The organism is Methylobacterium fujisawaense, assembly GCF_039619325.1.
Lineage (GTDB): Bacteria > Pseudomonadota > Alphaproteobacteria > Rhizobiales > Beijerinckiaceae > Methylobacterium > Methylobacterium fujisawaense.
The window spans coordinates 3823421-3848688 of record NZ_CP155000.1 but is presented as its reverse complement, the minus strand read 5'-3'; the positions used below and the strand labels follow the sequence as shown (position 1 = coordinate 3848688).

22 protein-coding genes are annotated in these 25268 nt (G+C 72.3%); 7 read left to right on the top strand and 15 right to left on the bottom strand.

All coding sequences use genetic code 11. The annotated features are described in order from the left end of the window. The first annotated feature begins 287 nt into the window (after positions 1-287). A complete protein-coding gene (locus ABC766_RS18200; protein WP_043759476.1) occupies positions 288-845 on the top strand; it encodes a L,D-transpeptidase family protein in 558 nt (185 codons plus the stop codon). A 15-nt stretch (positions 846-860) separates the two neighbouring features. Here ABC766_RS18200 and ABC766_RS18195 read toward each other — a convergent pair whose 3' ends face one another. Beyond that, positions 861-1613, bottom strand: coding sequence for a YggS family pyridoxal phosphate-dependent enzyme (locus ABC766_RS18195; RefSeq protein ID WP_043346853.1), 753 nt, complete (start codon positions 1611-1613; stop codon positions 861-863). Positions 1614-2008: 395 nt separating this feature from the next. Here ABC766_RS18195 and leuS point away from each other — a divergent pair, with 395 nt between their 5' ends. Then, complete coding sequence (gene leuS / locus ABC766_RS18190; RefSeq protein WP_345819177.1) at positions 2009-4618, top strand: leucine--tRNA ligase; 2610 nt, start codon at positions 2009-2011, stop codon at positions 4616-4618. 264 nt (positions 4619-4882) lie between these two features. Here leuS and ABC766_RS18185 read toward each other — a convergent pair whose 3' ends face one another. The 3 genes from ABC766_RS18185 to ABC766_RS18175 are packed head-to-tail and all read right to left on the bottom strand — an operon-like array spanning position 4883 to position 7404. After that, positions 4883-5668, bottom strand: coding sequence for an ABC transporter substrate-binding protein (locus ABC766_RS18185; RefSeq protein WP_345819176.1), 786 nt, complete (start codon positions 5666-5668; stop codon positions 4883-4885). A 15-nt stretch (positions 5669-5683) separates the two neighbouring features. Then, positions 5684-6454 (bottom strand): TerC family protein, encoded by a 771-nt coding sequence (locus tag ABC766_RS18180; RefSeq protein WP_053609619.1) that lies wholly within the window; start codon positions 6452-6454, stop codon positions 5684-5686. After that, entirely contained in the window at positions 6451-7404 is a 954-nt protein-coding gene (locus tag ABC766_RS18175) for a lipid kinase (RefSeq protein ID WP_043346841.1), read from the bottom strand. Before ABC766_RS18175 ends, ABC766_RS18180 begins: the two co-directional genes overlap by 4 nt. Before the next feature lie 293 nt (positions 7405-7697). Between ABC766_RS18175 and ABC766_RS18170 the strand changes: the two genes are divergently transcribed. The 3 genes from ABC766_RS18170 (at position 7698) to ABC766_RS18160 (ending at position 11058) form a co-directional block, all read left to right on the top strand. Continuing rightward, positions 7698-8570 (top strand): hypothetical protein, encoded by an 873-nt coding sequence (locus ABC766_RS18170; RefSeq protein ID WP_043346839.1) that lies wholly within the window; start codon positions 7698-7700, stop codon positions 8568-8570. A 171-nt stretch (positions 8571-8741) separates the two neighbouring features. After that, entirely contained in the window at positions 8742-10013 is a 1272-nt protein-coding gene (locus ABC766_RS18165; RefSeq protein ID WP_043384087.1) for a thermonuclease family protein, read from the top strand. Between the two features lie 4 nt (positions 10014-10017). Next, positions 10018-11058 carry an aldose epimerase family protein gene (locus ABC766_RS18160; RefSeq protein ID WP_345819175.1) on the top strand — a complete coding sequence of 347 codons (1041 nt, stop codon included), beginning with the start codon at positions 10018-10020 and terminating at the stop codon, positions 11056-11058. 122 nt (positions 11059-11180) lie between these two features. Here ABC766_RS18160 and ABC766_RS18155 read toward each other — a convergent pair whose 3' ends face one another. From ABC766_RS18155 to ABC766_RS18130, 6 genes are all read right to left on the bottom strand, one after another. Next, entirely contained in the window at positions 11181-11897 is a 717-nt protein-coding gene (locus tag ABC766_RS18155) for a hypothetical protein (RefSeq protein ID WP_345819174.1), read from the bottom strand. 24 nt (positions 11898-11921) lie between these two features. Next, positions 11922-12266, bottom strand: coding sequence for a hypothetical protein (locus tag ABC766_RS18150; RefSeq protein ID WP_345819173.1), 345 nt, complete (start codon positions 12264-12266; stop codon positions 11922-11924). A gap of 14 nt (positions 12267-12280) precedes the next feature. Beyond that, positions 12281-12700, bottom strand: a complete 420-nt coding sequence (locus ABC766_RS18145) for a hypothetical protein (protein WP_345819172.1) — start codon at positions 12698-12700, stop codon at positions 12281-12283. A 129-nt stretch (positions 12701-12829) separates the two neighbouring features. Beyond that, entirely contained in the window at positions 12830-13348 is a 519-nt protein-coding gene (locus ABC766_RS18140) for an Hsp20/alpha crystallin family protein (protein ID WP_043346830.1), read from the bottom strand. 121 nt (positions 13349-13469) lie between these two features. Next, the gene (locus ABC766_RS18135; RefSeq protein WP_043346827.1) at positions 13470-13952 is read right to left on the bottom strand and encodes an Hsp20 family protein; all 483 of its coding nucleotides are present in this window, start codon (positions 13950-13952) and stop codon (positions 13470-13472) included. A 254-nt stretch (positions 13953-14206) separates the two neighbouring features. Next, a complete protein-coding gene (locus tag ABC766_RS18130; protein ID WP_345819171.1) occupies positions 14207-16873 on the bottom strand; it encodes a DNA translocase FtsK in 2667 nt (888 codons plus the stop codon). A gap of 168 nt (positions 16874-17041) precedes the next feature. Between ABC766_RS18130 and mtnA the strand changes: the two genes are divergently transcribed. Continuing rightward, positions 17042-18145 (top strand): S-methyl-5-thioribose-1-phosphate isomerase, encoded by a 1104-nt coding sequence (mtnA, locus tag ABC766_RS18125; protein ID WP_345819170.1) that lies wholly within the window; start codon positions 17042-17044, stop codon positions 18143-18145. Positions 18146-18151: 6 nt separating this feature from the next. On the opposite strand, the gene ABC766_RS18120 is transcribed toward mtnA, so the two are convergent. The 4 genes from ABC766_RS18120 to pth form a co-directional block, all read right to left on the bottom strand. Then, complete coding sequence (locus ABC766_RS18120) at positions 18152-19195, bottom strand: aldo/keto reductase (RefSeq protein ID WP_043759490.1); 1044 nt, start codon at positions 19193-19195, stop codon at positions 18152-18154. A 58-nt stretch (positions 19196-19253) separates the two neighbouring features. Beyond that, positions 19254-20243 carry a MaoC/PaaZ C-terminal domain-containing protein gene (locus ABC766_RS18115; RefSeq protein WP_345819169.1) on the bottom strand — a complete coding sequence of 330 codons (990 nt, stop codon included), beginning with the start codon at positions 20241-20243 and terminating at the stop codon, positions 19254-19256. A gap of 168 nt (positions 20244-20411) precedes the next feature. Next, positions 20412-21509 (bottom strand): redox-regulated ATPase YchF, encoded by a 1098-nt coding sequence (gene ychF / locus ABC766_RS18110; protein ID WP_043355673.1) that lies wholly within the window; start codon positions 21507-21509, stop codon positions 20412-20414. Between the two features lie 231 nt (positions 21510-21740). Then, complete coding sequence (pth, locus tag ABC766_RS18105; protein ID WP_043387837.1) at positions 21741-22349, bottom strand: aminoacyl-tRNA hydrolase; 609 nt, start codon at positions 22347-22349, stop codon at positions 21741-21743. 302 nt (positions 22350-22651) lie between these two features. Between pth and ABC766_RS18100 the strand changes: the two genes are divergently transcribed. Continuing rightward, positions 22652-22882: a hypothetical protein gene (locus ABC766_RS18100; RefSeq protein ID WP_345819168.1), complete on the top strand. Its 231-nt coding sequence runs from the start codon at positions 22652-22654 to the stop codon at positions 22880-22882. Between the two features lie 72 nt (positions 22883-22954). Here ABC766_RS18100 and ABC766_RS18095 read toward each other — a convergent pair whose 3' ends face one another. Continuing rightward, the gene (locus ABC766_RS18095; protein ID WP_427902246.1) at positions 22955-25171 is read right to left on the bottom strand and encodes an FUSC family protein; all 2217 of its coding nucleotides are present in this window, start codon (positions 25169-25171) and stop codon (positions 22955-22957) included. Positions 25172-25268 lie beyond the last annotated feature (97 nt).

The following is a 25268-nucleotide window of genomic DNA, read 5'->3' as shown; positions in this document are numbered from 1 at the left end:
CGGCGCGACTCTACCGAGGCTTGTGTTTCCGCATCCTTTCGCCGCCGCGGCAATCGCCGCGGTGAACGGGCTGCGGGATCGGGGCGCACCGCTTCAGGATCAAGGCGTCGGACCCCACGGCGAGGCGGTGGGCTGGCTCCCGAATCCCGGCTCGGCGGCCCGGGTTCAACCGAGAAATAGAGCGCCCTTTGTGGCCGGAAGTTGCCTTGCGCGCAATTTTTCACCGGTTCGGAGTACGGATCTCGGGCATAAGGCGCGCCGGACCGGGTGGATTCGGGAGGACGGAGATGCGGCGGCCGAGCAGGGGACCCGTCCGCCTGACCCTGGGGGACATCCGCGTGCGGGCCACGGTGGGGGACCGGCGGCGCGGGCAGCTCCTCGTCGGCCCGGCGGTGATCCCCTGCGCCCTCGGGGCGGGCGGGATCGTGATCGACAAGCGCGAGGGCGACGGCGGCTCGCCGCGCGGGCGCTTCCGCCTGCGTGCCGGCGCCTACCGGCCCGATCATCTCGGGATCCGGCCGCGCACGCTGCTGCCCCTGCGGGCGACCCGGCCCGACGACGGCTGGTGCGACGAGAGCCGGGACCGCCGCTACAACCGGCCGATCCGCCTGCCGGCCCCCGGGATCAGCGCCGAATCGATGTGGCGCGGCGACGGGCTCTACGACGTGGTGATCGACCTCGACTACAACCGCGCCCCGATCCGGAAAGGGCGGGGCTCGGCGATCTTCCTGCACATCGCCCGGGACGGCTACCGCCCGACGGAGGGCTGCGTCGCCCTGGCCCGGGCCGACCTGCTGCGGCTGCTGCGCCGCCTCGGGCCGCGGACGCATCTGCGGATCGGCTGAGGCCCGACCTCAGGCTCAGGCCTTCCGGGTCCGGGCCCCGAAGATCGCGGTCCCGACCCGGACATGGGTGGCGCCGAGCTGGATCGCCGCGGGGAAATCCGCGCTCATGCCCATGGAGAGGATCGGCAGGTTGTGGGCCTTCGCGAGCCGGGCCAGCAGGGCGAAATGGGCCGAGGGCGGATCCTCCGCCGGCGGGATGCACATCAGCCCCTGAATGGCGAGGCCGTGGGTCTCCTGGCATTCGGAGAGCAGGGTGTCGAGTTGATCCGGGAGCACGCCGCCCTTCTGCGGCTCTGCGCCGGTATTGACCTGGATCAGAAGCTTCGGCGTCCGGCCGGACCGGTCGATCTCCTTGGCCAGCGCCGCCGCGAGCGACAGCCGGTCGAGGGAGTGGATCACGTCGAACAGGGCGACCGCCTCCCGGGCCTTGTTGGATTGCAGCGGCCCGACGAGGTGCAACTCGACATCCGGGTAGCGGGCCCGGAGGTCCGGCCATTTCGCTACGGATTCCTGGACGTAGTTCTCGCCGAAGACCCGCTGTCCGGCCTTGAGCGCCGGCAGGATGCCCTCGGCCGGCACGGTCTTGGAGACGGCCACGAGCTGGACCGTGGCCGGATCGCGCTCCGAATCCTCGGCGGCCCGGGCGATGGCCGCCCGCACTTCGGCGAGACCCGCGGCGACATCGGCCTGCCCCACCGGAAGCTTCGCGGTCACATGCCCCATCCCGTCGGTGGGAGGCGCACTCGGTTCGGTCTTCGCGTCGTCCATGGCCTTGCCTGTCCTGTCGCTGCCGGGCGGCGGCCCGTGCATCCCCGCTGCCGTGATTCTCGAGGGGACGGTCACCCTGTCCAACCCCCTCATCCTGAGATGCCGGAGCGCCGCGGAGGCCTCGAAGGAGGGTCCCGGCCGGCCGTCCGCCCCCTGCAGCCCTCCGTCGAGGCGGCGGCGCCGCGTCTCAGGACGAGGGGCTTGGATGGGATCGCTCCGGCGCGACCCCGCCTCATGTCCCGTCTCTCCCTGTCCGACCTATGCGTTCGCGCGCCCCGCGCAAGCCCGAATCGCGCGCTGCGTTGACCGGCTGCGGCGCAGATATGCTATCGCGGCGCGACCGTGCCGTGGTCATCCTTCGGAATGACCGACGAGCCCCTGACCCAGCCGGATCCATGACCAGCACCGCCCCCCAGCCCGTCGAGCGCTACAACGCCAAGGATGCCGAGCCGCGCTGGCAGGAAGCCTGGGCTGAGAGGCGCCTGTTCGAGACCGACAATTCCGACAGCCGTCCGAAATACTACGTTCTGGAGATGTTCCCCTATCCGTCGGGGCGCATCCACATGGGCCATGTCCGCAACTACGCGATGGGCGACGTCGTCGCCCGCTACAAGCGCGCCCGCGGCTTCAACGTGCTGCACCCGATGGGCTGGGACGCCTTCGGCCTGCCGGCCGAGAACGCCGCCATGGAGCGCAAGGTCAACCCGCGGGACTGGACCTACGCCAACATCGCGTCGATGCGCGACCAGTTGAAGGCCATGGGCCTGTCGCTGGACTGGAGCCGGGAGATCGCGACCTGCGATCCCGACTATTACAAGCATCAGCAGCGCATGTTCCTGGACTTCTTGGCGAAGGGCCTCGTGACCCGCCGCACCGCCAAGGTGAACTGGGACCCGGTGGACCACACCGTGCTCGCCAACGAGCAGGTGATCGACGGGCGCGGCTGGCGCTCCGGCGCCCTGGTGGAGCAGCGCGAGCTGACCCAGTGGTTCTTCAAGATCACCGATTTCGCCGAGGACCTGCTGACCGCGCTGGACGGGCTGGACCGCTGGCCGGAGAAGGTCCGGCTGATGCAGAAGAACTGGATCGGCCGCTCGGAGGGCCTGGAGGTTCTTTTCGCCCTTGTGCCGGATGCCCACGCCGCAGCTGCTCAACCTTCGGCCGATGGGGTCCTCCGTGACATCAAGGTCTACACCACGCGGCCCGACACCCTGTTCGGCGCCAAGTTCCTCGCCGTGGCCGCCGATCATCCGCTGGCGGCAGCGGTTGCCGCAACAAACCCCGCTCTCCAGGCCTTCATCGAAGAATGCCGGCGCACGGGCACGGCCCAGGCGGCGATCGACACGGCGGAAAAACTCGGCTTCGACACCGGCCTCACCGTCCGCCATCCCCTGGACCCGTCCTGGACGCTGCCGGTCTACGTGGCGAATTTCGTGCTGATGGAATACGGCACCGGCGCGGTGTTCGGCTGCCCGGCGCACGACCAGCGCGACCTCGATTTTTCGAACAAGTACGGGCTCGGCAACACGCCGGTGGTCTGCCCCGAGGGGCAGGATCCGGCGACCTTCGTCATCACCGACACCGCCTATGTCGAGGACGGGCGGATGATCAATTCGCGCTTCCTCGACGGCATGAGCACCGGGGAGGCCTTCGAGGCCGTGGCGCGGCGCCTGGAAGGGGAGGGGATCGCCAAGCGCAAGGTGCAGTTCCGCCTGCGCGACTGGGGCGTCTCCCGCCAGCGCTACTGGGGCTGCCCGATCCCGATCATCCACTGCGAGTCCTGCGGCCCGGTCCCGGTTCCGGTGTCCGATCTGCCGGTGAAGCTCCCCGAGGACGTCTCCTTCGACCAGCCCGGCAACCCGCTGGAGCGCGACGCGGCGTGGCGCAACGTCCCCTGCCCGCATTGCGGCGCGCCGGCCCGGCGCGAGACCGACACGATGGACACGTTCGTCGATTCGTCCTGGTACTACGCCCGCTTCACCGCGCCCTGGCTCACGGACGCGCCCACCGACCGCGCCGTGGTCGATCGCTGGCTGGCGGTGGACCAGTATATCGGCGGCATCGAGCACGCGATCCTGCACCTGCTCTACGCCCGGTTCTTCATGCGGGCGATGCGCGAGACCGGCTGGGCCGGCGTCTCCGAGCCCTTCGCCGGCCTGTTCACGCAGGGCATGGTCGTCCACGAAACCTACAAGGACGCGGCCGGCGCCTGGGTGCCCCCGGCCGAGATCCGCTTCGCCACGGAGGAGGGCGAGCGCCGCGCGTTTCACGTGAAAACTCAGGCGCCGATCACGATCGGTGCCATCGAGAAGATGTCGAAGTCGAAGAAGAACGTGGTCGACCCCGACGACATCATCGCGAGCTATGGGGCCGACACGGCGCGCTGGTTCATGCTCTCCGACTCGCCGCCGGAGCGCGACGTGATCTGGACCGAGGAGGGCGTGCAGGGCGCGGCCCGCTTCGTCCAGAAGGTCTGGCGGCTGGTCAACGCGGCCGTGCAGGCGACCGGCGACGGCGCCGCGGACCTGCCCCTGCGCAAGGCCGCCCACCGGGCGCTGGCCTCCGTGCAGGACGATATCGAGCGCCTGCGCTTCAACCGCTGCGTCGCCCACATCTACACCCTGGCCAACGCCTTGGAGGATGGCCTGCGCGGGCCGGTCTCGGGACAAGCGGCGCGGGAGGCCGCCGGCATCCTGGTCCAGCTCATCGCCCCGATGATGCCGCACCTCGCCGAGGAGTGCTGGTCCGTCCTCGGCCGCGGCGGCCTCGTGGCCCAGGCGCCCTGGCCCGAGACCGAGGCGGGGCTCCTCGTCGAGGACGAGATCACCTTGCCGGTCCAGATCAACGGCAAGAAGCGTGCGGACGTCACCGTGCCGCGCGATGCCGACGCCAAGGCTGTGGAGGCCGCGACCCTGGCGCTGGAGGCGGTCCAGAAGGTCCTGGAGGGCAAGGCGCCCCGCAAGGTCATCGTCGTGCCGGGGCGGATCGTGAACCTGGTGGTGTGAGGCGTCGATCTGCCGATCCCATCGGGAATCGACTCCATCCCACCCTCCATCCTCATCCTGAGGTGCCGGAGCGCAGCGGAGGCCTCGAAAGAGAGCTCCCGCCAGCCGGGCGATCCCGGGTGCCCTCCTTCGAGGCCCGCCGACGCGGGCACCTCAGGATGAGGGCACGGGTGAGGTCAGCGGATTCCAGGGCGAGGACGGCTCTGCCGGGCCTCTGTCACAGCGCCGGGTTGACGAAGGCCTCAGCGCGCCGCGTGACGCCCCTCAAGGCGCCGCCAACTCCGGGTCCTGCCCGCTGGCTTCCAGACCGCGCCGCACCAGTCCGTCCCGCTTCGCCTGCGCGATGAACGCGGCGAGGTAGGCGGCCCCGGCCGCGCGTCCGACCGGCCGGCCCATGGCCTGCGGGATCTCCATGAAGTGCCCCGGCAGCAATCGCACCTCCGGATGCGCCGCCGCGTAGGCGGCCAGCGGCTGATGCACGCCCGCCGCCACCTCCAACCCGTCCCGCGCGAAGGCTGTCACCGCCTCGGCCGAGGTCGGTGCCCGCACCAGGGCCGCGTGCGTCAGGGCGCGGGTCAGGAACAGGTCGTAGGCGCTGCCGCGCCCCACCGAGACGCGCACGCCGTCGCGATCCACCGCCTCCGGGGACCGGAGCGGCGAGGCGGCCGGCACGAGGTAGCTGCCGGCGATCAGCACGTAGGGCTCGGTGAAGCTGATCCCCTCGGCGCGCTTGGGGTCGATCGCCAGGAAGCAGATGTCCCAGGTTCCGGAGCTCGCCGAGCCCGAAACCGCGCCCGCTCCCGGATAGGTGATGAACGCCACCGGCACCCCGAGCCGCGCCGCCAGGGCCCGGGCCAGATCCACCGAGACCCCCGCGGGCCCGTCCGGGCCTCCCTGAGCGAGCACCGGGTTGCCGAGATTGATCGCCGCCCGGAGCGTGCCGGTGGGGGCGAGGTCGTGCAGGACCGTCGGATCGGGTGCCATCGGTCTCGTCTCGGCATGTGCGGCGGCGGGGAGCAGCAGGAGGAGGAGGGCTGCGCGGATCCACATGACGGTCGCTCCGCCTCAGGCGCGCCGCGCCGGCCCGGTCGACGCGGGGACGCCGTCCCGGGCGGGACGGCGGCGCCGGCGGGCCAGCATGTTGAGGCCCTCGACGCCGGCCGAGAAGGCCATGGCCGTGTAGACGTAGCCCTTCTGCACATGCGCGCCGAACCCCTCGGCGATCAGCGTCATGCCGATCATGATCAGGAAGCCGAGCGCCAGCATCACCACGCTGGGGTTTCGGGCGATGAAGGCCGAGAGCGGCTCGGCGGCGACCAGCATCACCACCACGGCGGCCACCACCGCCACCATCATCACCGGCACGTGCTCGGTCATGCCCACCGCGGTGATGATCGAGTCGACGGAGAAGACGAGGTCGAGGAGCAGGATCTGGCCGATCGCCGCGCCGAAGCCCAGGCTGCCCCCGGTTGGCCTGTCCGTCTCGGGCTCCGGATCCACCGTGTGGTGGATCTCCTTGGTGGCCTTCCACAGCAGGAACAGGCCGCCGCCGATCAGGATCAGGTCGCGCCAGGAGAAAGCCTGGCCGAGCACCGCGAAGACCGGTTCGGTCAGCTGCACGATGAACGCCACGGTGCCGAGCAGCCCCAGCCGCAGGATCAGCGCGAGCCCGATGCCGATACGCCGCGCCCGGGTCTGCTGATCGGCCGGCAGCTTGTTGGTCAGGATCGAGATGAAGATCAGGTTGTCGATCCCGAGCACCACCTCCATCACCACCAGGGTGGCGAGGGCGGCCCAGACGGCCGGCTGGCTCGCGAGTTGGAGCAGGTCGGTCACAGGCTGGGGGCCTCACTGGTCGGGAACAAGCGGCTGCCCAGGGTGGTGAGGTCGAACGGGCTGGGGCCGCGCACCGGCTCGGGGGCCAGCACCCGCAGAATCTGCGGGAAGACCTTGAAGTGGGCGGGCGTGTGCGTGGTCAGTTCGCCGTCGGTGTTCACCGGCCGGGGTCTGCGGGTGGAGAGGCGGATCTCCTGCGCGTGGAACGCCCGCACGTCGGCCGCCCGTCCATGCGTCCCCCGCCGAAGCGCCGGGAGCAGGGTGATGAGCCGCCACCAGTGATCGATCTCCAGGCTGTAGAAATCCAGCTTGCCGTCATCCACCGCGGCCATCTCCTCGACGGTCATGCCGCCGCCGTAGTGGCGGCCATTGCCCACCGAGACCTGGATCGTGGTGACCTTCTCCACCGTGCCGTCATGCTCGATCGTAACGGTGAAGGGCCGGACACGGCGCAGCACGCGGACAGCCGCGACCGCGTAACCGAGCACGCCCCAGGTCTTCTTGGATTCCGCCGTGAGTTCGCCGGCGAGTTCGGCGGAGAAGCCGATGCTCGCCACGTTGAAGTAGTAGTGACCGTTGACCCAGCCGAGATCCACCGGCCGCGCCTCGGCGGCGGGGATGAAGCGGGCGGCCGCCAGGGGATCCAGCGGCAGGTTGAGGGAGCGGGCGAGGTCGTTGGCCGTGCCGAGCGGCAGGATGGCGAAGGGCAGGCCGGCCTCCACCAGAGCCGGGGCGGCGTAGTTCATGGTGCCGTCGCCGCCGCCGAGAATCACGAGGTCGACCGCGCCGGCGCGGTCGCGGATGACATCCCGGCAATCGGCCTCCGGCGACGGCTCCTCCGGCTCGATCCCGCCCTCCCGCAGGATGGCGCGCACCTCGTCGAGATCCAGGGCGCCATTGCGGGCCTTGGCGTTACAGATCAGCAGGGCCCGGCGCTGGCGCGTGCTCATCGTGTGCGTCCGGGACGGGTGCCGGACGGCGTTTCGGTCTCAGGTCGGGCCAAGGGATCCTCGGTGCACGGCGGCAAGGGGGTGCCAGGGGAACGCGGGAACGGCGAAAGGCCGAGACTGTCCCCGACTTGGTACCCAAACGCACGAACGCAACCCCATCATCCCCGCAATCCAGGGCTGGTCGCCGCCGCGCAGTCGGGCAGGATGTGACGCGCGCCCGAAGCCCCCGTGGAACCCCGCACTCACACAGGCGCGTTCTCTCTCAGTCCGCCCCGGCCGCCAGGAAGGCACCGATGCCCGCCACACGTCCCACCCGTCCCCAGGCCCTCGTCCTGGGCTTGGTCCTGCCGCTCGCCATCGTGGGCTCTGCCGCGGCCCAGCAGCCGGGTGCTGCGGGCGGGGGCGGCTGGGTGGATCCGCCCCCGCGGGCGGCCGCGCCCGTTGCGGCTGCCCCGAAAGCCCCGCTCAAAGCCGCAGGCCCTCAGACCCAGGAGCCCGTCACCGCTCAGGCGAAAGCCCCGCCCGAAGGCGGGCGCGGCGCCGAGCCGCTCCGGCAGGCCGCCAGACCGGAACCGGGGGAGGATGCCCTGCCGAAGGCTGCGGCGACGCGGGGGCCGGGACCGAAGCGGGCCGCCGCCCTGGAGCGCCCGCCGGTCCGGGAATCCCTGCACCATCACGCGCGCCCTCAGCACCGGCTCGCCGAGACGCCGGCCGCGATGGTCCCGGCATCCGGCGTCTCGGCCGAGCGCGCCGCCGCCGCCCGGGCGCTGGCCACGAGCTACCTCGCCACCGTCTCGGGTTCGAGCGACACGATGGTCGATGCCGCGACCCGGTTCTACGCGACCCGCGTGCGCTTCTATGGGCGGCCGATCACCACGGCGGGCCTCGTGGCCGAGAAGCGCAGCTTCGTGCAGCGCTGGCCCGAGCGTCGCTACGAGCCGCGGGCGATGCGCGCCGCCTGCGATGCCGAGACCTGTACGATCCGCACGATCGTCGATTTCCGCACCGCCAATCCGGGGCGCGGCGCCGTCTCCAGCGGCGAGGCCGAGCTGATCCTGGAGGTCGGCTTCGCGGGCACGCGACCCTACATCCTCGGCGAGACCGGTCGCGTCCTGCGGCGGAGCATCCAGGCCGGAACCCTGGCCGCTTCGCCCGGCAAGGCGTAAGAGCCCCGAATCATGGTCCGCCGCCTCGCGGCGGGCAGGGGCGTGCGAGGTGGTGCGTCATGGGATCGGTCCCGGTGCTCGGGCGTTCCGTGAGGCGCCCCGGGCGGGCTTCGTCGGGAGGCGCGGCCGGGCCTCCTTCACGCCGCGCGCGGTGATGCCGGGATCGGGTGTATGACGTCTTCGATGGTGGTGGGGAAACAGGCGGCGGAGCCGGCGCGTCCGGCCCTCGACGGTCCCGGCCGCCTCGCCCTGCGCGAGGCAATCCGGGCCGAGATCGCGCGGGCGCGCCCGCGCCCCGTGGCGGTTCGGACCCTCGAGCTCCTGGCCGAGGCCGCCTGCACCCCCGATGAGGCGGGAACCGGCCTCCGCGTGCTCGATCGACACGGTGCCGTGCGCCTGCGGGACGACACGTCCGAGCCGATGACCCTCGTGGATCTCGTGGCGGACCTGCGCGCCCGGCATCCGGCCCTGTTCCTGCCGCCCGAGCCCGAACCCGAATCGGCGCCGGAGGCCGCCGACGAGGCCCGCGATTCGTCCCTGCTGAGCGGCGCCTACGAGATGAAGGCCGCCACCGCGCGCTTCGTCGAAACCCAGTCCGAACGGGCCCGCTCCCTGGCGGAGCGCTCCTCCGAGCAGGGTCGGGTGCTGGCGCAGAGCGCCGCCGGCCGGTTCGCCACCCTGCGGACGAGCCTGCGCGGCCGGTTCGCCCGTCCCGCGACGGTCCGGACCGACGCGGCCACGGGGGCGAGCCCGGGGGTCGATCCGGCAACGGCCTGGAACAGCGGCCCCGGCCGCGTCGGAGAGTCCCTCCGTGACGGCTTCGGCCGTCTGCGCGACCGGTTCGGCCGCGGCGGAGACGGCGCGGACGAGGGCGCACGCCGGCAGCGCCGCCTGCTCCTGGGCGCCAGTGCCGGCACCCTGGCGGCGGTGATCGCCGCGGGCCTCGTCCTGGAGGGCCGTGCGCCCGATCCCGCGCGCCCCGCGGCTCCGGCCGCGCCCCGCACGGAGGCCCCGAACGGCGCCACCCCGAACAATCCCTCCTCCGGGGCCCCGGCGGCAGCCCCCGACACGGTCACGCCGCCCCCCGAAACCGGAGGCGAGTCCGAGCCCGACGCGCCGCTGCCGCCGAATGCCGTGACGGGACAGGCCCAAGTCATCGATACCGCGACCCTCAAGGTCGGCGGCAAGGTCGTGCATCTGTTCGGCGTCGAATGGGTGCGCGGCGGCCAGGCGGAGGAGTTGGCCCGCTACATCGGCAACCGGCCGGTGACCTGCCAGCCCGCCCCCGGCAGCACGACCATGAATTGCCTCGTGGACGGGCGCGACCTCTCCGAGGTGGTGCTGTTCAACGGTGGCGGTCGCGCCTCTCCGGAGGCGAGCCCCGAACTGGTCGCGGCCGAGGATCACGCCCGGAGCGAACGGCTCGGCGTCTGGAAGCGCTAGACCGATGCCGGCCGAAGCGTTCGGCACCACCGCGGATGGCCGGCCGGTCACCCGCCATGTCCTGAGCCGGGACGGTCTGCGCGTCGCCATCATCGATTTCGGCGCGGCCGTCACGGCGATCGAGGTGCCCGACCGCGCCGGCCATTCGGCCAACGTCGTCCTCGGCCTCGACACCCTCGCGGCCTACGAGACGCTGAGCCCGAGCTTCGGCGCCATCGTCGGCCGCTACGCCAACCGCATCGCGGACGGGCGCTTTAGCCTCGACGGGCAGAGCTATCGCCTGCCTGTGAACGAGGCGCCCAACACCCTCCACGGCGGCCCGGACAATTTCGGCCGGCGCCTGTGGCGGGCGGACCTTTCCGAGGCGACGCGCCTCGTCCTGAGCCGCCGCTCCCCGGACGGGGAAGAGGGATTTCCCGGCACCCTCGATGTCCGCGTGACGTACAGCCTTCCCGAGGACGGCGTGCTGCGCATCGATTACGCCGCCGTCACCGACCGGCCGACGGTCGTGAACCTCACCAACCACAGCTACTTCAACCTCGCCGGGGAGGGGACGGGCAGCGTCCTCGGCCACATCGTGCAGGTCGAAGCGGACGCATTCGCGCCGACGGACGCGACCCAGATCCCCACCGGCGCGCTCCAGCCGGTCGCCGGGACGCCGTTCGACTTCCGCACGCCCCGGGCCCTGGACACCCGGATCCGCGAGGGGGACCCGCAGCTCGCCTACGCCAAGGGCTACGATCACACCTTCGTCCTGCGCGGGGCCGCAGGGACGCTGCGGCCGGCCGCCACCTGCATCGCCCCCGGCAGCGGGCGCCGGCTCGACGTCTGGACCACGCAGCCGGCGCTGCAGCTCTACAGCGGCAACAATCTCGACGGGCGGCTGATCGGGCCCTCCGGACGCATCTACCGGTCCGGGGACGGCGTCTGCTTCGAGACGCAGGGCTTTCCGGACGCGCCGAACCAGCCTGCCTTTCCCTCCGCGGTCCTGCGGCCGGGCGAGACCTTCGCGGCGACGACGGAGTTCCGGTTCTCGGTGGTGTGAGGGCGCGTCGCGCCAGCCTCACGCCTCCGTCAGGGCGCACACCGCCGGGCCACAGCGCCCTGAGGGCCGAACCCGGGCTCGATCCGGGACCGGCCGATCCGGTCTGACGGCCGGCTCCGGCCTCACGCGGCCTGCGGACGTCCCCGCAGGCCGGGGATCGCGGCGGCCGGCGCGGCGGGATGCGGACGCCGCGTCTCGCCGAGCGCCAGCAGGGCAACCGTCACGGCGTCGAGCCGGGACGGCTCGCCATCGGCCATGCCCTCGGCGGCGGCGACTTCCTTCAGGTACTCGTCCCACGCCCAGCGCCGCAGGATTTCGCGCTTGCAGCTGGGCAGCAGCCGGGGATGATCGAGGACCGCGGCCGGCGTGGCGAACACCGCGGCCGGGTTGACCAGGGCTCGCTCCAGATCCGGCAGCCCCTCGGGCACGCGATCGTCCGCGGAACGACCCTGCGCCGTCGCGCGGACCTGCACGGGCGCCGCGTCCCGGTTCGAGCGCCAGACCCGCACAGTGCCTGGCCGACCACGTCGGTCCGCCGGGTCGGGCGCGGGCCTGTCGAGGCGGCTCCGGCCCGGGGCAAAGGCTGCCGCCCGCTCCCCTGTCGGGCCTGTCAGCGCCCCCTCCGTGGCGGGCGTGCCGGTCTCGCCGGTCCAGCCCATCGGCGGCCCGATCTCCGGAGGCGTCGCCCGCTCGACGGCGAGGCCGCCCCTCTCGGCCCGGGCGCGGCCGGATGTCTCGACGGAGCGCCCGCCGTGGCGGATCGGCGCCCGGCGGCCGGCGCGCCTCGTTGCGCCCGCGGGCGGCGTGTCGTTTCCGAGTCCGATCGTACGATCCTGCATGGTTGCCTCCCTGTTGAGGCGCGCTCAGCCGCCGAAGAGACCGAGCCGCGCCGCCGATTGCACGCCGAAGCTCGCCGCGAACGACAGCAGCGCGGCGTCCCAGGCAGTCAGATGCGGGGTGTTGGCCGGCGGCCCGGCCTGCGTGATCGCAAGACCGAGCCACACGAAGCCCGACAGGCTCAGCAGCACGGCCAGCACCCAGGGCAGGGCCGGTGCCGGGCAGAGCGCGGCCAAAGCGAGGCACAGCGCGGCGGACAGGATCCAGCGGCCCAGCACGGCCCCGTCGGTCGCCTGCACCGGCCCACCACGCCGGCCATACCGCAACCGGGATGCGCGCCTGTGCCCACCCCTCAGGTCGAAGGTTGCCATCGGACGCCTCCGGCTCAGTTCAGCTGAGGCTCGCGCCCGGTCGGACCGCGCCGCCAGCGGCGGGTACACGCCGCGGGGAAGAGCGGCTTGGGCGGCGCCGGGGAGACGGGCGGGGCCGAACCCTCATCGAGCGCCTGGAGCGCGTCCAGGATCGCGTCGAGCGGCACGGGCTCGGCCCGGCAACCGGGCAAGCAGCGCAGCGCCGGACAGGACTCGACCGCCCGTGCGTCGGAGGCCCAGGAGGCCAGGATCGCCCGCTTCTCGGCGTGCGACAGGCCCGGATAGCGCAGCACCTCGCGGGGATGCCGGAAGACGTCGCCCGGCGCCACGAAGGCGTCGAACGGCTCGACCGCCTGCGGTCTCAGGGTGGCGGCCGCCACCGGACCGAGGCGCTCGATCTCGGGATGGATGGACGTCGTATCGATCGGCTGCATGCAACCCTCCTCGTCGTGAGCAAAGGCAGGGGCAGCCGGCACGTTGATCGGGACGCACCGGCGGCCGCATCATGCGTTCAGGCGTGCGGCCGCCGGGGCGGCCGCAGGCAAGGTCGATCCAAAGCCGGCTCAGTGCTTGGCGGCCGGCGCGCCGGTGGCGTTGATCGCGATGCGCCGACGGCGTTCCGGCGCCTCGGCGGCCCGCGGCAGCGTCACGGTGAGCACGCCGTTGCGGAACGTCGCCTCGGCCTTGTCCTCCTCCACCGGCACGGGGAGGGCGATCGACCGCTCGAAACGGCCGTAGCTGCGCTCGGAATAGCCGCGCGCCCTGTCGGTGGTCTCGGCACGCTTCTCGCCCTTCAAGGTCAGGACACCGTCCGCGATGAGGAGTTCGACGTCCTTCTCGTCGAGGCCGGGAAGCTCGGCGGAGACGCGCAGCGCCCCGTCCGCCTCCACCAGTTCGACCTGCGGCCAGCCGATGCCGCGGCTCGCGAGGCTCGGCACGCCGCCGAACCCGCTGAACACGTCGTCGAACAGGCGGTTCATCTCCCGGTGCAGCGTCAGGAACGGGCTGGCCGGCTCCTGCGACAGGGCGGTCGGCGCCGGGGCCGTGCTGCGGCTCCAGGGAATCAGATCTCTCACGCTCATGGTCCATTCTCCAGCGCATGCGATGCAGTCGTGGGAACAGGCCCGCGGCGGGTCCGCGGACCCGTGAGGGATGTCATGCGTGTCGGCACGGGGTGCCCGGACGCGCGGCCCGGGCCGCCGATCAGGCTGCCTTGGCGTCGCGGGCGATCTGAGCCGGGGCGTTGTCCTGGCCGGACGCGGCCGTCGTGCCGCCGATGGCGATGCGGCGGGGCTTGAGCGCCTCCGGCACCTCGCGCTTCAGCGCGACGGTGAGCAGGCCGTTCTCCAGGGACGCGCCCACGACCGTCACGTGCTCGGCCAGATTGAAGGTCTGGCGGAAGGTGCGCGCCGCGATGCCGCGGTGGAGGTAGTGCCTCTCGCCCTCCTGGGCGGCCTTCTGACCGGACACCAGGAGCGTGGTGTCCTGCTGGGTCAGCTCGATCTCCTCGGGCGTGAAGCCCGCCACCGCCATGGTGATGCGATACTGGTCCTCGGCGACCTTCTCGATGTTGTAGGGCGGCCAAGCGGCCGAAGGCTCGACGCGCTCAGCCTGATTGAGCAGCTCGAACAGGCGGTCGAACCCGATGGACGACCGGAACAGGGGCGAAACGTCGTAAGTCCTCATAACCACATCCTCCGACGAGCAACGTGACTACAAGCGACGCCGGACACCGTGTCCGGCGCCCTCACCGCGAGCCCGTTTCCGGGCCTCGCACGCGCGTAACGTGCCGGGTGAGGGCGGGTTCCAGGCCGAGCGAAAATTTTTGACCGCGATGCTGCGGGCTGTCGGACCGGGCATTCCGGCCCCAAGAGAGCAGGATGAGGCCGGGGACTGGGACGGGCGCCGGACCGGAACCGGCGGCACCGACGCCCGCACGCTCAGCCGACCGCCTCCTCCACCAGGATCTCGCGCTTGCCGGCATGGTTGGCCGGACCGACGATGCCCTCGATCTCCATCCGCTCCATGAGCGAGGCGGCGCGGTTGTAGCCGATCTGCAGGCGGCGCTGGATGTAGCTGGTCGACGCCTTCTGGTCGCGCAGCACCACCTGCACGGCCTGATCGTAGAGATCGCCGCCGGCCTCGCCGAAGGAGCCCTGGTCGAACACGGCGCCGTCGAGTTCGAGTTCCGCCGCGCCGGCCTTCCCCTTCCCGGCCCGTTCGCCGCCCTTCTCGGGCGCGCCCTCCTCGTCATCCGCCGTGACGGCGTCGAGGTAGCTGGGACGGCCCTGGCGCTTGAGGTGGGCGACCACCGTCTCGACCTCGCTGTCCGAGCAGAACGGCCCGTGCACCCGGGTCGTGCGCCCGCCGCCGGCCATGAACAGCATGTCGCCCTGGCCCAGAAGCTGCTCCGCGCCCATCTCGCCCAGGATCGTGCGCGAGTCGATCTTGCTCGTCACCTGGAAGCTGATCCGGGTCGGGAAGTTCGCCTTGATCGTCCCGGTGATCACGTCCACCGAAGGCCGCTGCGTCGCCATGATCAGGTGGATGCCCGCCGCCCGCGCCATCTGCGCCAGACGCTGGATCGCCCCCTCGATGTCCTTGCCGGCCACCATCATCAGGTCGGCCATCTCGTCGACAACGATCACAATGTACGGCAGCGGCGCCAGGTCCATCGCCTCGTCCTCGTAGACCGCCTCGCCGGTGTGGCGGTCGAAGCCGGTCTGCACGGTCCGGGTCAGCACCTCGCCGCGCGCCGCCGCCTCGGCGACCCGGGCGTTGTAGCCGTCGATGTTCCGGACGGCGATCTTGGCCATCTTCTTGTAGCGCTCCTCCATCTCGCGCACGGCCCATTTGAGGGCGATCACCGCCTTCTTGGGGTCGGTGACCACGGGGGAGAGCAGGTGCGGGATGCCGTCGTAGACCGACAGCTCCAGCATCTTCGGGTCGACCATGATCAGCCGGCATTCCTCCGGCTTCAGCCGGTAGAGCAGGCTGAGGATCATGGTGTTGATCGCCACCGACTTGCCCGAGCCGGTGGTGCCGGCCACCAGCAGGTGCGGCATGCGCGCGAGGTCGGCGATGATCGGCTCGCCGCCGATGTTCTTGCCCAGGCACAGGGCCAGCTTGTGCTTGCTCTCGGCGAAATCCGTGGAGGCCAGGAGCTCGCGCAGATACACCGTCTCGCGCTTGGCGTTCGGCAGCTCGATGCCGATGGCGTTCCGGCCGGGCACCACCGCGACGCGGGCCGAGACCGCCGACATCGACCGGGCGATGTCGTCGGCGAGCGCGATGACGCGGCTGGACTTGGTGCCCGGTGCCGGCTCCAGCTCGTAGAGGGTGACGACCGGGCCCGGCCGCACCGCCAGGATGTCGCCGCGCACGCCGAAATCGCCCAGCGTCGCCTCGAGGAGCGTGGCGTTCTGCTCCAGGGCGTCCGCCGAGATCAGGCTCGCCTGGGACGGGCCGCGGGGGGCGGCCAGCAGGTCGAGGGCGGGCAGGGCGTAATCCTCCGGGCGGACGGGCGGCGCGGGCGCGCGGCGCGCCGGCACCGGCGCCGCCGGGGGCGGAGCGACCCGGGAGGCGGTGGGTTCGGAGCGCGGCGGGACCGGGCTCTGCGGCGCCTCGAACGCCTCCAGCTCGTCCTCCGCATCGACCTGCGGCGCCGCGATTCGGCGGGCGGTCGTGGCCGGGGGGCCGTCCTCGGACGCCTCGAAGACCGGCTCGCGCCGACCCGGCCCCGGCGCCCGTCCCTCGGGCAGGTGGTCGGCCCAGGGCAGATCCGCATCCGTGAAGGCGCGCCGGGCCGCGAGGGCCGGCGAGGCACTGTCGATCGGCTCGGCTCGGCCGGCGCGCCATGCCGCAATCCGGTCCGCCGCGGCGACGCGCAGGCCCATCAGCCCCTGCGCCAGGGCGCCGACACCCACGAGGCCGAGGCTCGGCTCGTCGGAATCCTCGCGCTCGTCGCGGGCCGATTCCCGGCCGCGCGCCGGGGCGCGGCGGACGGGATAGGGGTCGTCGTGCAGGCTTTCCTCCTCGACGGCGCCGAAGCGGCAGGCACCGGTCAGGCTGAGGATCGCCACCGCCGCGTAGCCGAAGCCGACGAGATGGGCCGCCGCGGACGAGACCGCCCCGACGATCACCCGCGCCATCGACAGCAGGCCGTCGCCGGCCACGCCGCCGAGGCCGGTGGGCAGCGGCCAGCGGGTCGTCGGCGGGAGCGCGCTCGCCACCGCACTGGCGGCGCAGAAGCCGATGATCCAGAGCGCGATGCGCAGGCCGCCCTCGGGCAGGTTGCGCTCGCGCATCAGCCGGATGCCCCAGAGGACCGGCGGCAGCACGAAGGCCAGGGAGCCCAGGCCCAGGATCTGCATGGCGAGATCGGCCACGACGGCGCCCGGCTGGCCGAGGACGTTGTGGGCGGCGTGGTCGGTGGCGTGGTTGAGGCTCGGGTCGTCGATCGACCACGTGGCCAGGGCCACGGTCAGCGCGACCGCGCCGGTGAAGAGCACGAAACCGCCGAGTTCCGTCAGGCGCTTGCCCAGGAAGGGGCGAACGCTGTCGACGAAAGTCTCGTAGGGCGATGCGGGACGGCGAAGCGAGCGCATGCGGGACCGGACGCAAGACGGGGACTTACGCCCGAGGCTAGGCATGACCGCCTTAACGACCCGCTAAGGTTGAGGAAGGCTCACCGGCGCCCGGCCGGGCCTCCTCGGGCCGTCGCGATCCCGCCCGGGAGGATGCAAAAGCCGCCCCGCTGTGGCACAGGAGCGGCCATGAATATCGACGGCCAGCCCTACCGCACGATCTTCCCGGACCCGGACGGCGTCAGCGTCCAGGTGATCGACCAGACCCGCCTGCCCTTCGCGTTCGAGCTGAAGCGCCTCGCCACGCTGGAGGACGCCGCGGTGGCGATCCGCACGATGATCGTGCGGGGCGCGCCCTTGATCGGCGTCACGGCCGCCTACGGGCTGGCGCTGGCCATGCGGGCGGATGCCTCCCACGATGGGATCGACCGGGCGGTGGCGACGCTCGCGGCGACACGTCCGACCGCCATCAACCTGCGCTGGGCGCTGGATCGGGTCTCCACCAACCTGCGGCAGGTTGCGCCGGACGAGCGCTTCGCCCGCGCCTTCGCGGAGGCCGGCCGCATCGCCGAGGAGGACGTGGCGAGCTGCCGCGCCATCGGCGCCCATGGCAGCCAGGTCATCGCCGACCTGCACAGGGCCAAGGGCGGCGACAGACCGGTCACCGTGCTGACCCACTGCAATGCCGGCTGGCTCGCCACGGTGGATTGGGGCACGGCGCTGGCGCCGATCTACGCCGCCCACGAGCGGGGCGTGCCGGTGCATGTCCTGGTCGACGAGACCCGGCCGCGCAGCCAGGGTGCCGCGCTCACGGCCTTCGAGCTGAACGGCCACGGCGTGCCTCACACGGTCATCGCCGACAATGCCGGCGGCCACCTCATGCAGCACGGCGGCGTCGACCTGTGCATCGTCGGCTCGGACCGGACCACGGCGAGCGGCGACGTCTGCAACAAGATCGGCACCTACCTGAAGGCGCTGGCGGCCCACGACAACGGCGTGCCGTTCTACGCCGCCCTGCCGTTCTCGACCATCGACTGGACCCTCGACGACGGGGTCAAGGAGATCCCGATCGAGGAGCGCGACGGGCGCGAGGTCACCCACATGACCGGGCGGCTCGCCGATGGCGGCTTCGCCACGATCGAGGTGGTCTCCCCCGGCAGTCCCGTGGCGAATCCCGCCTTCGACGTGACCCCGGCCCGGCTGGTGACCGGCATCATCACCGAGCGCGGAATCTGCGAGGCCAGCGCCGAGGGGTTGTACGAGCTCTATCCGGAGCGCCGGAAGGCGGCGTGAGCCGCCTCACCGCACCCCGGGCCGGCCCGATTCCGCGAGCTGCTGCGCCCGGGCGCCCTGGCGCTCGAACATCCAGCCCGGATATTCCGGCGGCAGGGCGCTCACCGCATCGAGGGCGTCGAGTTCCGCGTCGCTGAGGCTGAGTTCGGTCGCCGCGATGTTGTCCTCCAGCTGGTCGAGGCGCTTGGCACCGACGATCACGCTGGTCACCGCCTTGCGGTGCAGCAGCCAGGCCAGCGCCACCTGGGCCACCGAGACGCCGCGGGCCTCCGCCACCTGCCGCATGGCGTCGATGCAGGCGTCGGCCCGCGGGCGGTCGACCGGCGGGAAGTCGAAGCTCGCGCGCCGGCCCTCCCCCGCGCCGCCGGCATACTTGCCGCTGAGCAGGCCGCCGGCCAGCGGGCTCCAGACCAGGAGGCCGAGCCCCTCCGAGCGCAGCATCGGGACGATCTCCCGCTCCAGGTCGCGACCCGCGATGGAGTAATAGGCCTGCAGGGTCTCGAAGCGGGCGAGCCCGGCCCGCGCGCTGATCCCCAGCGCCTTCACGATCTGCCACGCCGCCCAGTTCGAGACGCCGACGTAGCGGACGTGGCCGTGCTGGACGAGGATGTCGAGGGCGCGCACCTGCTCCTCGATCGGCGTCGCCGGGTCGAAGCCGTGGACCTGATAGAGGTCGATGTGGTCGAGCTGGAGCCGCTTGAGGCTCGCCTTGCAGGCGTCGATCAGGTGCAGGCGCGAGGCGCCCTTGGCGTTCGCGCCCGGCCCCATCGGCCCGTAGCCCTTGGTGGCGACGACGACGCTGTCGCGTGGGACCTTGAGGTCGCGCAGGGCCTGGCCGGTGATCTGCTCCGAGAGCCCCTCCGCGTAGACGTCGGCCGTGTCGATGAAGTTGATCCCGGCCTCGAGCGCCCGTCCGACGAGGCGCCCGGCCTCCGTCTGGTCGAGGGCGCCGATCTGGCGCCACATCCCGGCCCCGCCGCCGAAGGTCATGGTGCCGAGGCAGAGTTCCGAGACGAACAGCCCCGTGCTGCCGAGCTTCTTCTGATACATGCCTGCCTGATCCCGTCCGTGTCTGGGGTGTCAACGCGTGGGAGCGGGCCCGGTGCGCTCAGGGCTCCCAGCGGTGGAAGACCGCGCTGTCGAAGGCGAAGACCGGCTCGCCGCGCTGGTTCACCCCGGTGTTGCGGCCGAAGGCCAGGCCCCAGCCGGGCCGCGAGGCCGAGGCGCGCTTGTCGGTGAGCTTGGCGCTGAACCGGACCGTGTCGCCCGCGTAGACGGGCTTCAGCCAGCGCAGGTTCTTGAACCCGGGGGAGGGGCCCGCCTCCGGGACCGGGCCGCGGGTGGCCGTGTAGGCGGCGTCGCGGGCGCGGGTCGTGAGCATCCGGTTCATGTAGGCGGCGGCCGTGTGCCAGCCGGAGGCGCAGAGGCCGCCGAAATGGCTGCGCTTGGCCGCCGCGTGGTCGAGGTGGAAGGCCTGCGGATCGTAGGCCTCGGCGAACGCGATGATCGCCTCGGCGGTGAACGGATAGGCGCCCAGCTCCCGCACGGCGCCGATCTCGGCATCCCGCAGGAACGGCAGGATCTCGGCATCCTCCGGCTCGGCGACCGGTCCCGGCACGCCGATCTCCACCGGCCGCGGGGGCAGGGGATCGGTGCCGCGGCGGGCCAGCATGAAGGTGAAGCGCTGGGTCAGCACCGTCTCGCCGCGCGGGTTGCCGAGGGCGACCTCGGCGGTCACGAAACCGAGCCCGGGCTTGGAGGCCGAATCGCGCAGCCCCACCACCCGGAAGGTCAGCGTCAGCGCGTCCCCCGGCAGGACCGGCGCGAGCCAGCGCAGCTCGTCGATCCCCGGCGCGCCGAGCGACGAACCGCCCTTGAACGGTCCCTGCTGGAGCAGCCGCATGCCCAAAGCCGCCGTGTGCCAGCCCGAGCCGATCAGCCGGCCCGCGAAGGTCCCTTCCGCCGCCGCCTCGTCGAGGTGGAAGGGCTGGAAGTCGAAGGCCTGCGCGAAGCCCACGATGGCGTCGCGGGTGACGGTGAGCGGCGCGCCGACGATCACGTCGCCGACGGCGAAATCCTCGAGGGCGGGATCGGGCATGGCGGGCTCGTCTGGTTGATCGGTGGGGCGGGCGATCGGGATCGCCGTCTTTGCGAGCGGGGCGAAGCAATCCAGGAGCGCCATGCTCACCGATGTCGCGCTGCCCTGGATCGCTTCGCCCCGCTCGCAAAGACGCAGCGCCGCCCAGGGCTGAGCGCAACCCGAGCCTCAGTTGGCGAAGCGGAAGTGCAGCACGTCGCCGTCCTGCACCACGTACTCCTTGCCCTCCAGCCGCAGCTTGCCGGCGTCCCGGGCCCCGGATTCGCCGTTGAGCGCCGTGTAGTCCTTGAACGCGATGGTCTCGGCCCGGATGAAGCCCTTCTCGAAATCCGAGTGGATCACCCCGGCCGCCCCGGGGGCGCGGGTGCCCTTGGTGATCGTCCAGGCGCGGGCCTCCTTGGGGCCGACCGTGAAGTAGGTGACGAGGCCGAGCAGGTCGTAGCCGGCGCGGATCACCCGGTTGAGGCCGGGCTCGGCGAGCCCCACCGCCTCCAGGAACTCCGCTTGGTCGGCCTCGGGCATCACGGCGATCTCGCTCTCGATCTTGGCCGAGACCACCACCGCCACGGCGCCCTCCGCCTTGGCGCGGGCGAAGACCGCGTCCGAATAGGCGTTGCCCTTGTCGGCGTCGGGCTCATCGACGTTGCAGACGTAGAGGACGGGCTTGGCGGTCATCAGGCCGAGGGATTGGAACAGCTTCTCCTCGTCGGGCTTGCGCTCCACCAGCCGCGCCGGCTTGCCCTCGCGCAGGAGCGGCAGCGCCCGGTTGACGAGGTCGAGGCTCTCCTTGGCCTCCTTGTCGGCCCCCTTGGCCTTCTTCTCCAGGGCGACGGCGCGGCGCTCCAGGCTGTCGAGGTCGGCAAGCATCAGCTCGGTCTCGATCGTCTCGATGTCGGCGGCCGGATCGACCTTGCCCTCCACGTGGGTGACGTCGCCGTCCGTGAAGCAGCGGACCACGTGGGCGATGGCGTCGACCTCGCGGATATTGGCCAGGAACTGGTTGCCCAGGCCCTCGCCCTTGGAGGCGCCGCGCACGAGGCCGGCGATGTCCACGAAGGTCAGGCGCGTCGGGATCTTCTCCTTCGACGAGGCGATGCGGGCGAGGTCATCGAGCCGCGGATCGGGCACCGCCACCTCGCCGACATTCGGCTCGATGGTGCAGAACGGGTAGTTCGCCGCCTGGGCGGCCGCCGTCTGCGTCAGCGCGTTGAAGAGGGTCGACTTGCCGACGTTCGGCAGGCCGACGATGCCGCATTTGAAGCCCATGGGTCAGTTCCGTCGCAGCACGTCGTCGGGCGACGCGCGAAAAAGGGTTGCGGAGAGTCAGGCCCGCGAACACGGCACCGTGCGCCCTGTCCTCGGTCGAGCACGCGCGGCACCGGCGAGCCGGGCCTCAGCCACCGGGAGGCAATCGAACCGCCGACAGCCGGGCTTGTGGCGCACGGCCTTCATCGGACCCTCTCGCCCGCCCCGATATCCCGTCCCCGCGGGGGCGTGTCAATTTCGGGCGCCCAGCGTCTTCACCTCGTCCCAGCCGCGGCCGGCCATGGCGAGGTGGACCTTGTTCTGGAAGCTCGCATCCTCGCCGGCGGCGAGCAGGGCGGCGTGGTCGGCCACGGCCCGGCAGAGATCGTCCACCCAGGGCAGCTCGGCCTTGCCGAAATCGTTGAGCACGTAGGCATGCACCAGCGCCTTGTCGCCGGGATGGCCGATGCCGAGCCGCACCCGGCGATAGTCGTTCCCGCATTGGGCGGTGATCGAGCGCAGGCCGTTATGGCCGGCATTGCCGCCGCCGAGCTTCACCCGGAGCTTGGCGGGGGCGAGGTCGAGCTCGTCGTGCAGCACGATCACGTCGGAGAGCGGAATCTTGTAGAAGCGCTGCGCCTCCGAGACGGCGCGGCCGGACTCGTTCATGAAGGTCGAGGGCTTCAGGAGGATCGCCCGCTCCGGGCCCAGCACCGCCTCGGCGGCCTCGCCCTGGAAGCGGTGGCGGAACGGGCTCGCCCGGTGCTGGCGGGCGATCGCGTCGACGGCGAGGAAGCCGATATTGTGCCGGTTGCCCGCATAGCGTGCGCCCGGGTTTCCGAGGCCGACGATCAACTTCATGTCAGAGGGTTCCACGGGACTCCGTTCGGCGCGGTCTGTGGCACGCTTCCGCGCGGGACGCACCCCCGGGCCGGGTCCGGCCAGACCGGAGCGATGGGCCGGCCTCCGGGCCCGGGCCGTCTCCGTCGTGCGCCAGCGCACGGCCTCGGCCGAACCCGAAGCAGAGTATCCCCGTTGAGAGGTCACATTCGGCCAAGCAAAGCCCGAGTGATCAAGACCGCCGACCCGACGATCTTCCTCACGCGACACGGTTGACCGGATGACTTCCCGCTGAAGTCGTACGAAGACACCAGGAGATCATCATGACCGTCCGCATGCTCGCTGCCGCCGCCCTGGTCGCCGCGGTCGCCACGCCCGCCCTCGCGCAGGGCCTGGATTCGAAGCACTCGCCCTACCCGGCCTCGGCCTATTCGGGCTGGGTCGGCAACGGCGCCGTCCTGCATGGGGACGCCGCCGGTCCCGCGCGGGCGGCCGCCTACCGCTACAGCGGTCCGCATGCCGGCGGCCCGGCCAACGCCCTGCCGCGGTTCTGACGGGCGAACGGGCCCGCGGGCTCCGCGGGCCCCGATCACCGGCGGTGATCGGGGCACCGGACCGGCGGACCCTCAGGCGTGAGGGACGGGCTGGCTGGTGGGGCCGTTTGCCGGACCCGGCACCGCGCCGACGGCCGCCGTCCCAGCCCGGATCTCTCCAGGGCGCAGGGTTCCCACCAGAAGATCGACCTGGCTGACGAGACGCACGAGCGATTGCCCGCGATCCAGCGCCGGCCGCTCGGGCACGGGCCTGTCCGCGCCCAGGGCCGCCAGGGTCGCGGTGATCCAGACCCGCCACGGCTCCGCCTCGGGGGCCGCCGCCTCCGGGGCGTGCCGCAGGACGATGAGCCGGGCGCTGATCCGGCGCAGGGTCGCGTCGGCCACCAGGGCGGATTCTACCTCCGGGTGGCTGCCGGCCCGGGGCTGCTGCAGGGCGCGGGAGAGCGCCGCCTCCAGATCGTTGAGGGCGAGGCCGGCCTCGCGGCTCTGCGCCGCGATCGCGGTCTCGCGGCCCTCGCCGGGCGGCGCGCGGAGCACCGCCTCGGCGAGACCGGCCTGGGCCTTGAGCGCCCGGCGCAGTTCCTGCCGGACCTGATCGGGCTCCCAGATCGGCCACAGCACCAGGCAGCTCGCCACCGCGATCACGCCGCCCAGCACCGTGAAGCCGCCCCGCATGGCGACGATCTCCCAGGAGCTGTGGCCGGGCTCCAGCAGCTCGACCAGCAGCACCACGAGGGGGGTCAGGCAGGTGACGAAGAAGCCGTAGGAAATCTGGCGCGCCGCGAAGCCGACGATGCTGAGCACGAGGATCAGCCCGGCCTCCGCCAGGGGGCTCGTGGCGTAGTAGGCGAGCACGGCGCCCACGAGGCCGCCCAGCACCGTGCCGCCGATCCGCTCCAGCGCCCGCTGCCACGTCGCCGCGTAGAAGGGCTGCATGGTGAGCACTACGGTCATCACCAGCCAGTGCGTGAAGGCGCCCGCATAGGTCAGGGTGGCGGCGAGCGCCGGGGCCGCGACCGCGCTCGCCCGCAGGGCGTGCCGGAGATTGGGCGAGGCCAGGGTGAAGTTCTGCCGCAGCGGCCCGACATAGCGGGTCCAGCGGTCGAGGCTGCCGCCCTCCGTGAGCGTGCCGCCGGGGCGATAGCCCTCCGGGGTCGACAGCTTGGCGCCGATCCGCACGCGCCCGACGATCCGTTCGGCGAGGCGGGCGAGGGTCGGATCCTCCGACAGCCCCTCGGCCACGCGGGCGATGGAGTGTTCCAGACGGTCGAGGTCGAGGTTGACGTCGTCGCGGATCGCCCGGGCGATGGTCACCAGCAGGGGGCGCAGGCGCCGCAGAAAAACCTTGGCGAGGGCCCGGCGGCGGGCATCGGGACGGCTGTCGATCAGCTCGCCGACGGCGATCAGCGCGGAAAAGATCTGCTCGGCGCTCTCCAGGCGCAGCAGGGCCTGGGCGGTGCGGTCCGAGACGCGCTCGCGGGAGCGGGCGAGATCGAGGATCATGGTCCGGGCGGTCTCGATGCTCGCCCGCACGCCCCGCCGGTGGCCCCGCGCGTGGCCGTCGAAGGCGGCCGTGTCGGGTTCCGGCAGGACGACGAGCCGCTCGAGGTCGCCGCAGAGCCGGGCGAGGTTGTGCCAGACCTCCGCCACCGCCCGGTGGGCCGGCCGGTACGGGTGCAGCCGCCAGATCACCAGGGCCAGGAATGTCGCCCAGAGACCGCCGGCCGCGAACATCAGCGCGGTGACGGCCGCCTGCTCCGGGGTCAGGGGCCGGTCGAGGGCGATGCACAGCACCACCACGAGCACGTTGCCGGCCGACTGGGCCTGAACGCTCCAGACGCGGGCGTACGAGCAGGCGAAGATCAGCGCGCAGGCGACCGGGACGACCACCGGCAGGCCGAGGGGCTGGATCAAGCCGAGTCCGGCCCAGAGCAGGCCGCCCAGGACCGAGAAGGCGGTGAGGACCCGCAGGCGGGCGCGCATCGGGCCGCCGTTGTCGCAGAAGCAGGCGAGGTTGGCGGCGAGCGCCATCGTCAGCAGCGGCGCCCACTGGATCCAGATGTTGAGGAGGATGACGACGCCGAACGCGAAGGCGGCGCGCACGCCCTCCACGAGCCGGACGTTCCGGAGGTCGAGGCCCGTCGGCAGGCGCCGCAGGTCCGAGCCGGGCCGGTTCAGGCTGCCCCGACCCGCGGCGTTCCACCGGCGCCGGGCGGGTCCAGGGGGCGAAGCTGTGGGACTCGGCGCGGGCAACCTCGGTCTCCGGACGGGGGCGCGGTGCCCCGGCATGAACCGCGCCCCGGCCTGTCCGGATCCGCAGCGTCGCGCAACCCCAATCCGGATCCGCGGCACGATCCAGACGTCCGCATCGTCACCGCCGATGTGA

Bases quoted from the DNA above. Each gene is read 5' to 3' on its own strand.
- ABC766_RS18200 (WP_043759476.1), top strand. From the start codon at position 288: ATGCGGCGGCCGAGCAGGGGACCCGTCCGCCTGACCCTGGGGGACATC.
- ABC766_RS18195 (WP_043346853.1), bottom strand. From the start codon at position 1,613: ATGGACGACGCGAAGACCGAACCGAGTGCGCCTCCCACCGACGGGATG.
- leuS (WP_345819177.1), top strand. From the start codon at position 2,009: ATGACCAGCACCGCCCCCCAGCCCGTCGAGCGCTACAACGCCAAGGAT.
- ABC766_RS18185 (WP_345819176.1), bottom strand. From the start codon at position 5,668: ATGTGGATCCGCGCAGCCCTCCTCCTCCTGCTGCTCCCCGCCGCCGCA.
- ABC766_RS18175 (WP_043346841.1), bottom strand. From the start codon at position 7,404: ATGAGCACGCGCCAGCGCCGGGCCCTGCTGATCTGTAACGCCAAGGCC.
- ABC766_RS18170 (WP_043346839.1), top strand. From the start codon at position 7,698: ATGCCCGCCACACGTCCCACCCGTCCCCAGGCCCTCGTCCTGGGCTTG.
- ABC766_RS18165 (WP_043384087.1), top strand. From the start codon at position 8,742: ATGACGTCTTCGATGGTGGTGGGGAAACAGGCGGCGGAGCCGGCGCGT.
- ABC766_RS18160 (WP_345819175.1), top strand. From the start codon at position 10,018: ATGCCGGCCGAAGCGTTCGGCACCACCGCGGATGGCCGGCCGGTCACC.
- ABC766_RS18155 (WP_345819174.1), bottom strand. From the start codon at position 11,897: ATGCAGGATCGTACGATCGGACTCGGAAACGACACGCCGCCCGCGGGC.
- ABC766_RS18150 (WP_345819173.1), bottom strand. From the start codon at position 12,266: ATGGCAACCTTCGACCTGAGGGGTGGGCACAGGCGCGCATCCCGGTTG.
- ABC766_RS18145 (WP_345819172.1), bottom strand. From the start codon at position 12,700: ATGCAGCCGATCGATACGACGTCCATCCATCCCGAGATCGAGCGCCTC.
- ABC766_RS18140 (WP_043346830.1), bottom strand. From the start codon at position 13,348: ATGAGCGTGAGAGATCTGATTCCCTGGAGCCGCAGCACGGCCCCGGCG.
- ABC766_RS18135 (WP_043346827.1), bottom strand. From the start codon at position 13,952: ATGAGGACTTACGACGTTTCGCCCCTGTTCCGGTCGTCCATCGGGTTC.
- ABC766_RS18130 (WP_345819171.1), bottom strand. From the start codon at position 16,873: ATGCGCTCGCTTCGCCGTCCCGCATCGCCCTACGAGACTTTCGTCGAC.
- mtnA (WP_345819170.1), top strand. From the start codon at position 17,042: ATGAATATCGACGGCCAGCCCTACCGCACGATCTTCCCGGACCCGGAC.
- ABC766_RS18120 (WP_043759490.1), bottom strand. From the start codon at position 19,195: ATGTATCAGAAGAAGCTCGGCAGCACGGGGCTGTTCGTCTCGGAACTC.
- ABC766_RS18115 (WP_345819169.1), bottom strand. From the start codon at position 20,243: ATGCCCGATCCCGCCCTCGAGGATTTCGCCGTCGGCGACGTGATCGTC.
- ychF (WP_043355673.1), bottom strand. From the start codon at position 21,509: ATGGGCTTCAAATGCGGCATCGTCGGCCTGCCGAACGTCGGCAAGTCG.
- pth (WP_043387837.1), bottom strand. From the start codon at position 22,349: ATGAAGTTGATCGTCGGCCTCGGAAACCCGGGCGCACGCTATGCGGGC.
- ABC766_RS18100 (WP_345819168.1), top strand. From the start codon at position 22,652: ATGACCGTCCGCATGCTCGCTGCCGCCGCCCTGGTCGCCGCGGTCGCC.
- ABC766_RS18095 (WP_427902246.1), bottom strand. From the start codon at position 25,171: ATGCCGGGGCACCGCGCCCCCGTCCGGAGACCGAGGTTGCCCGCGCCG.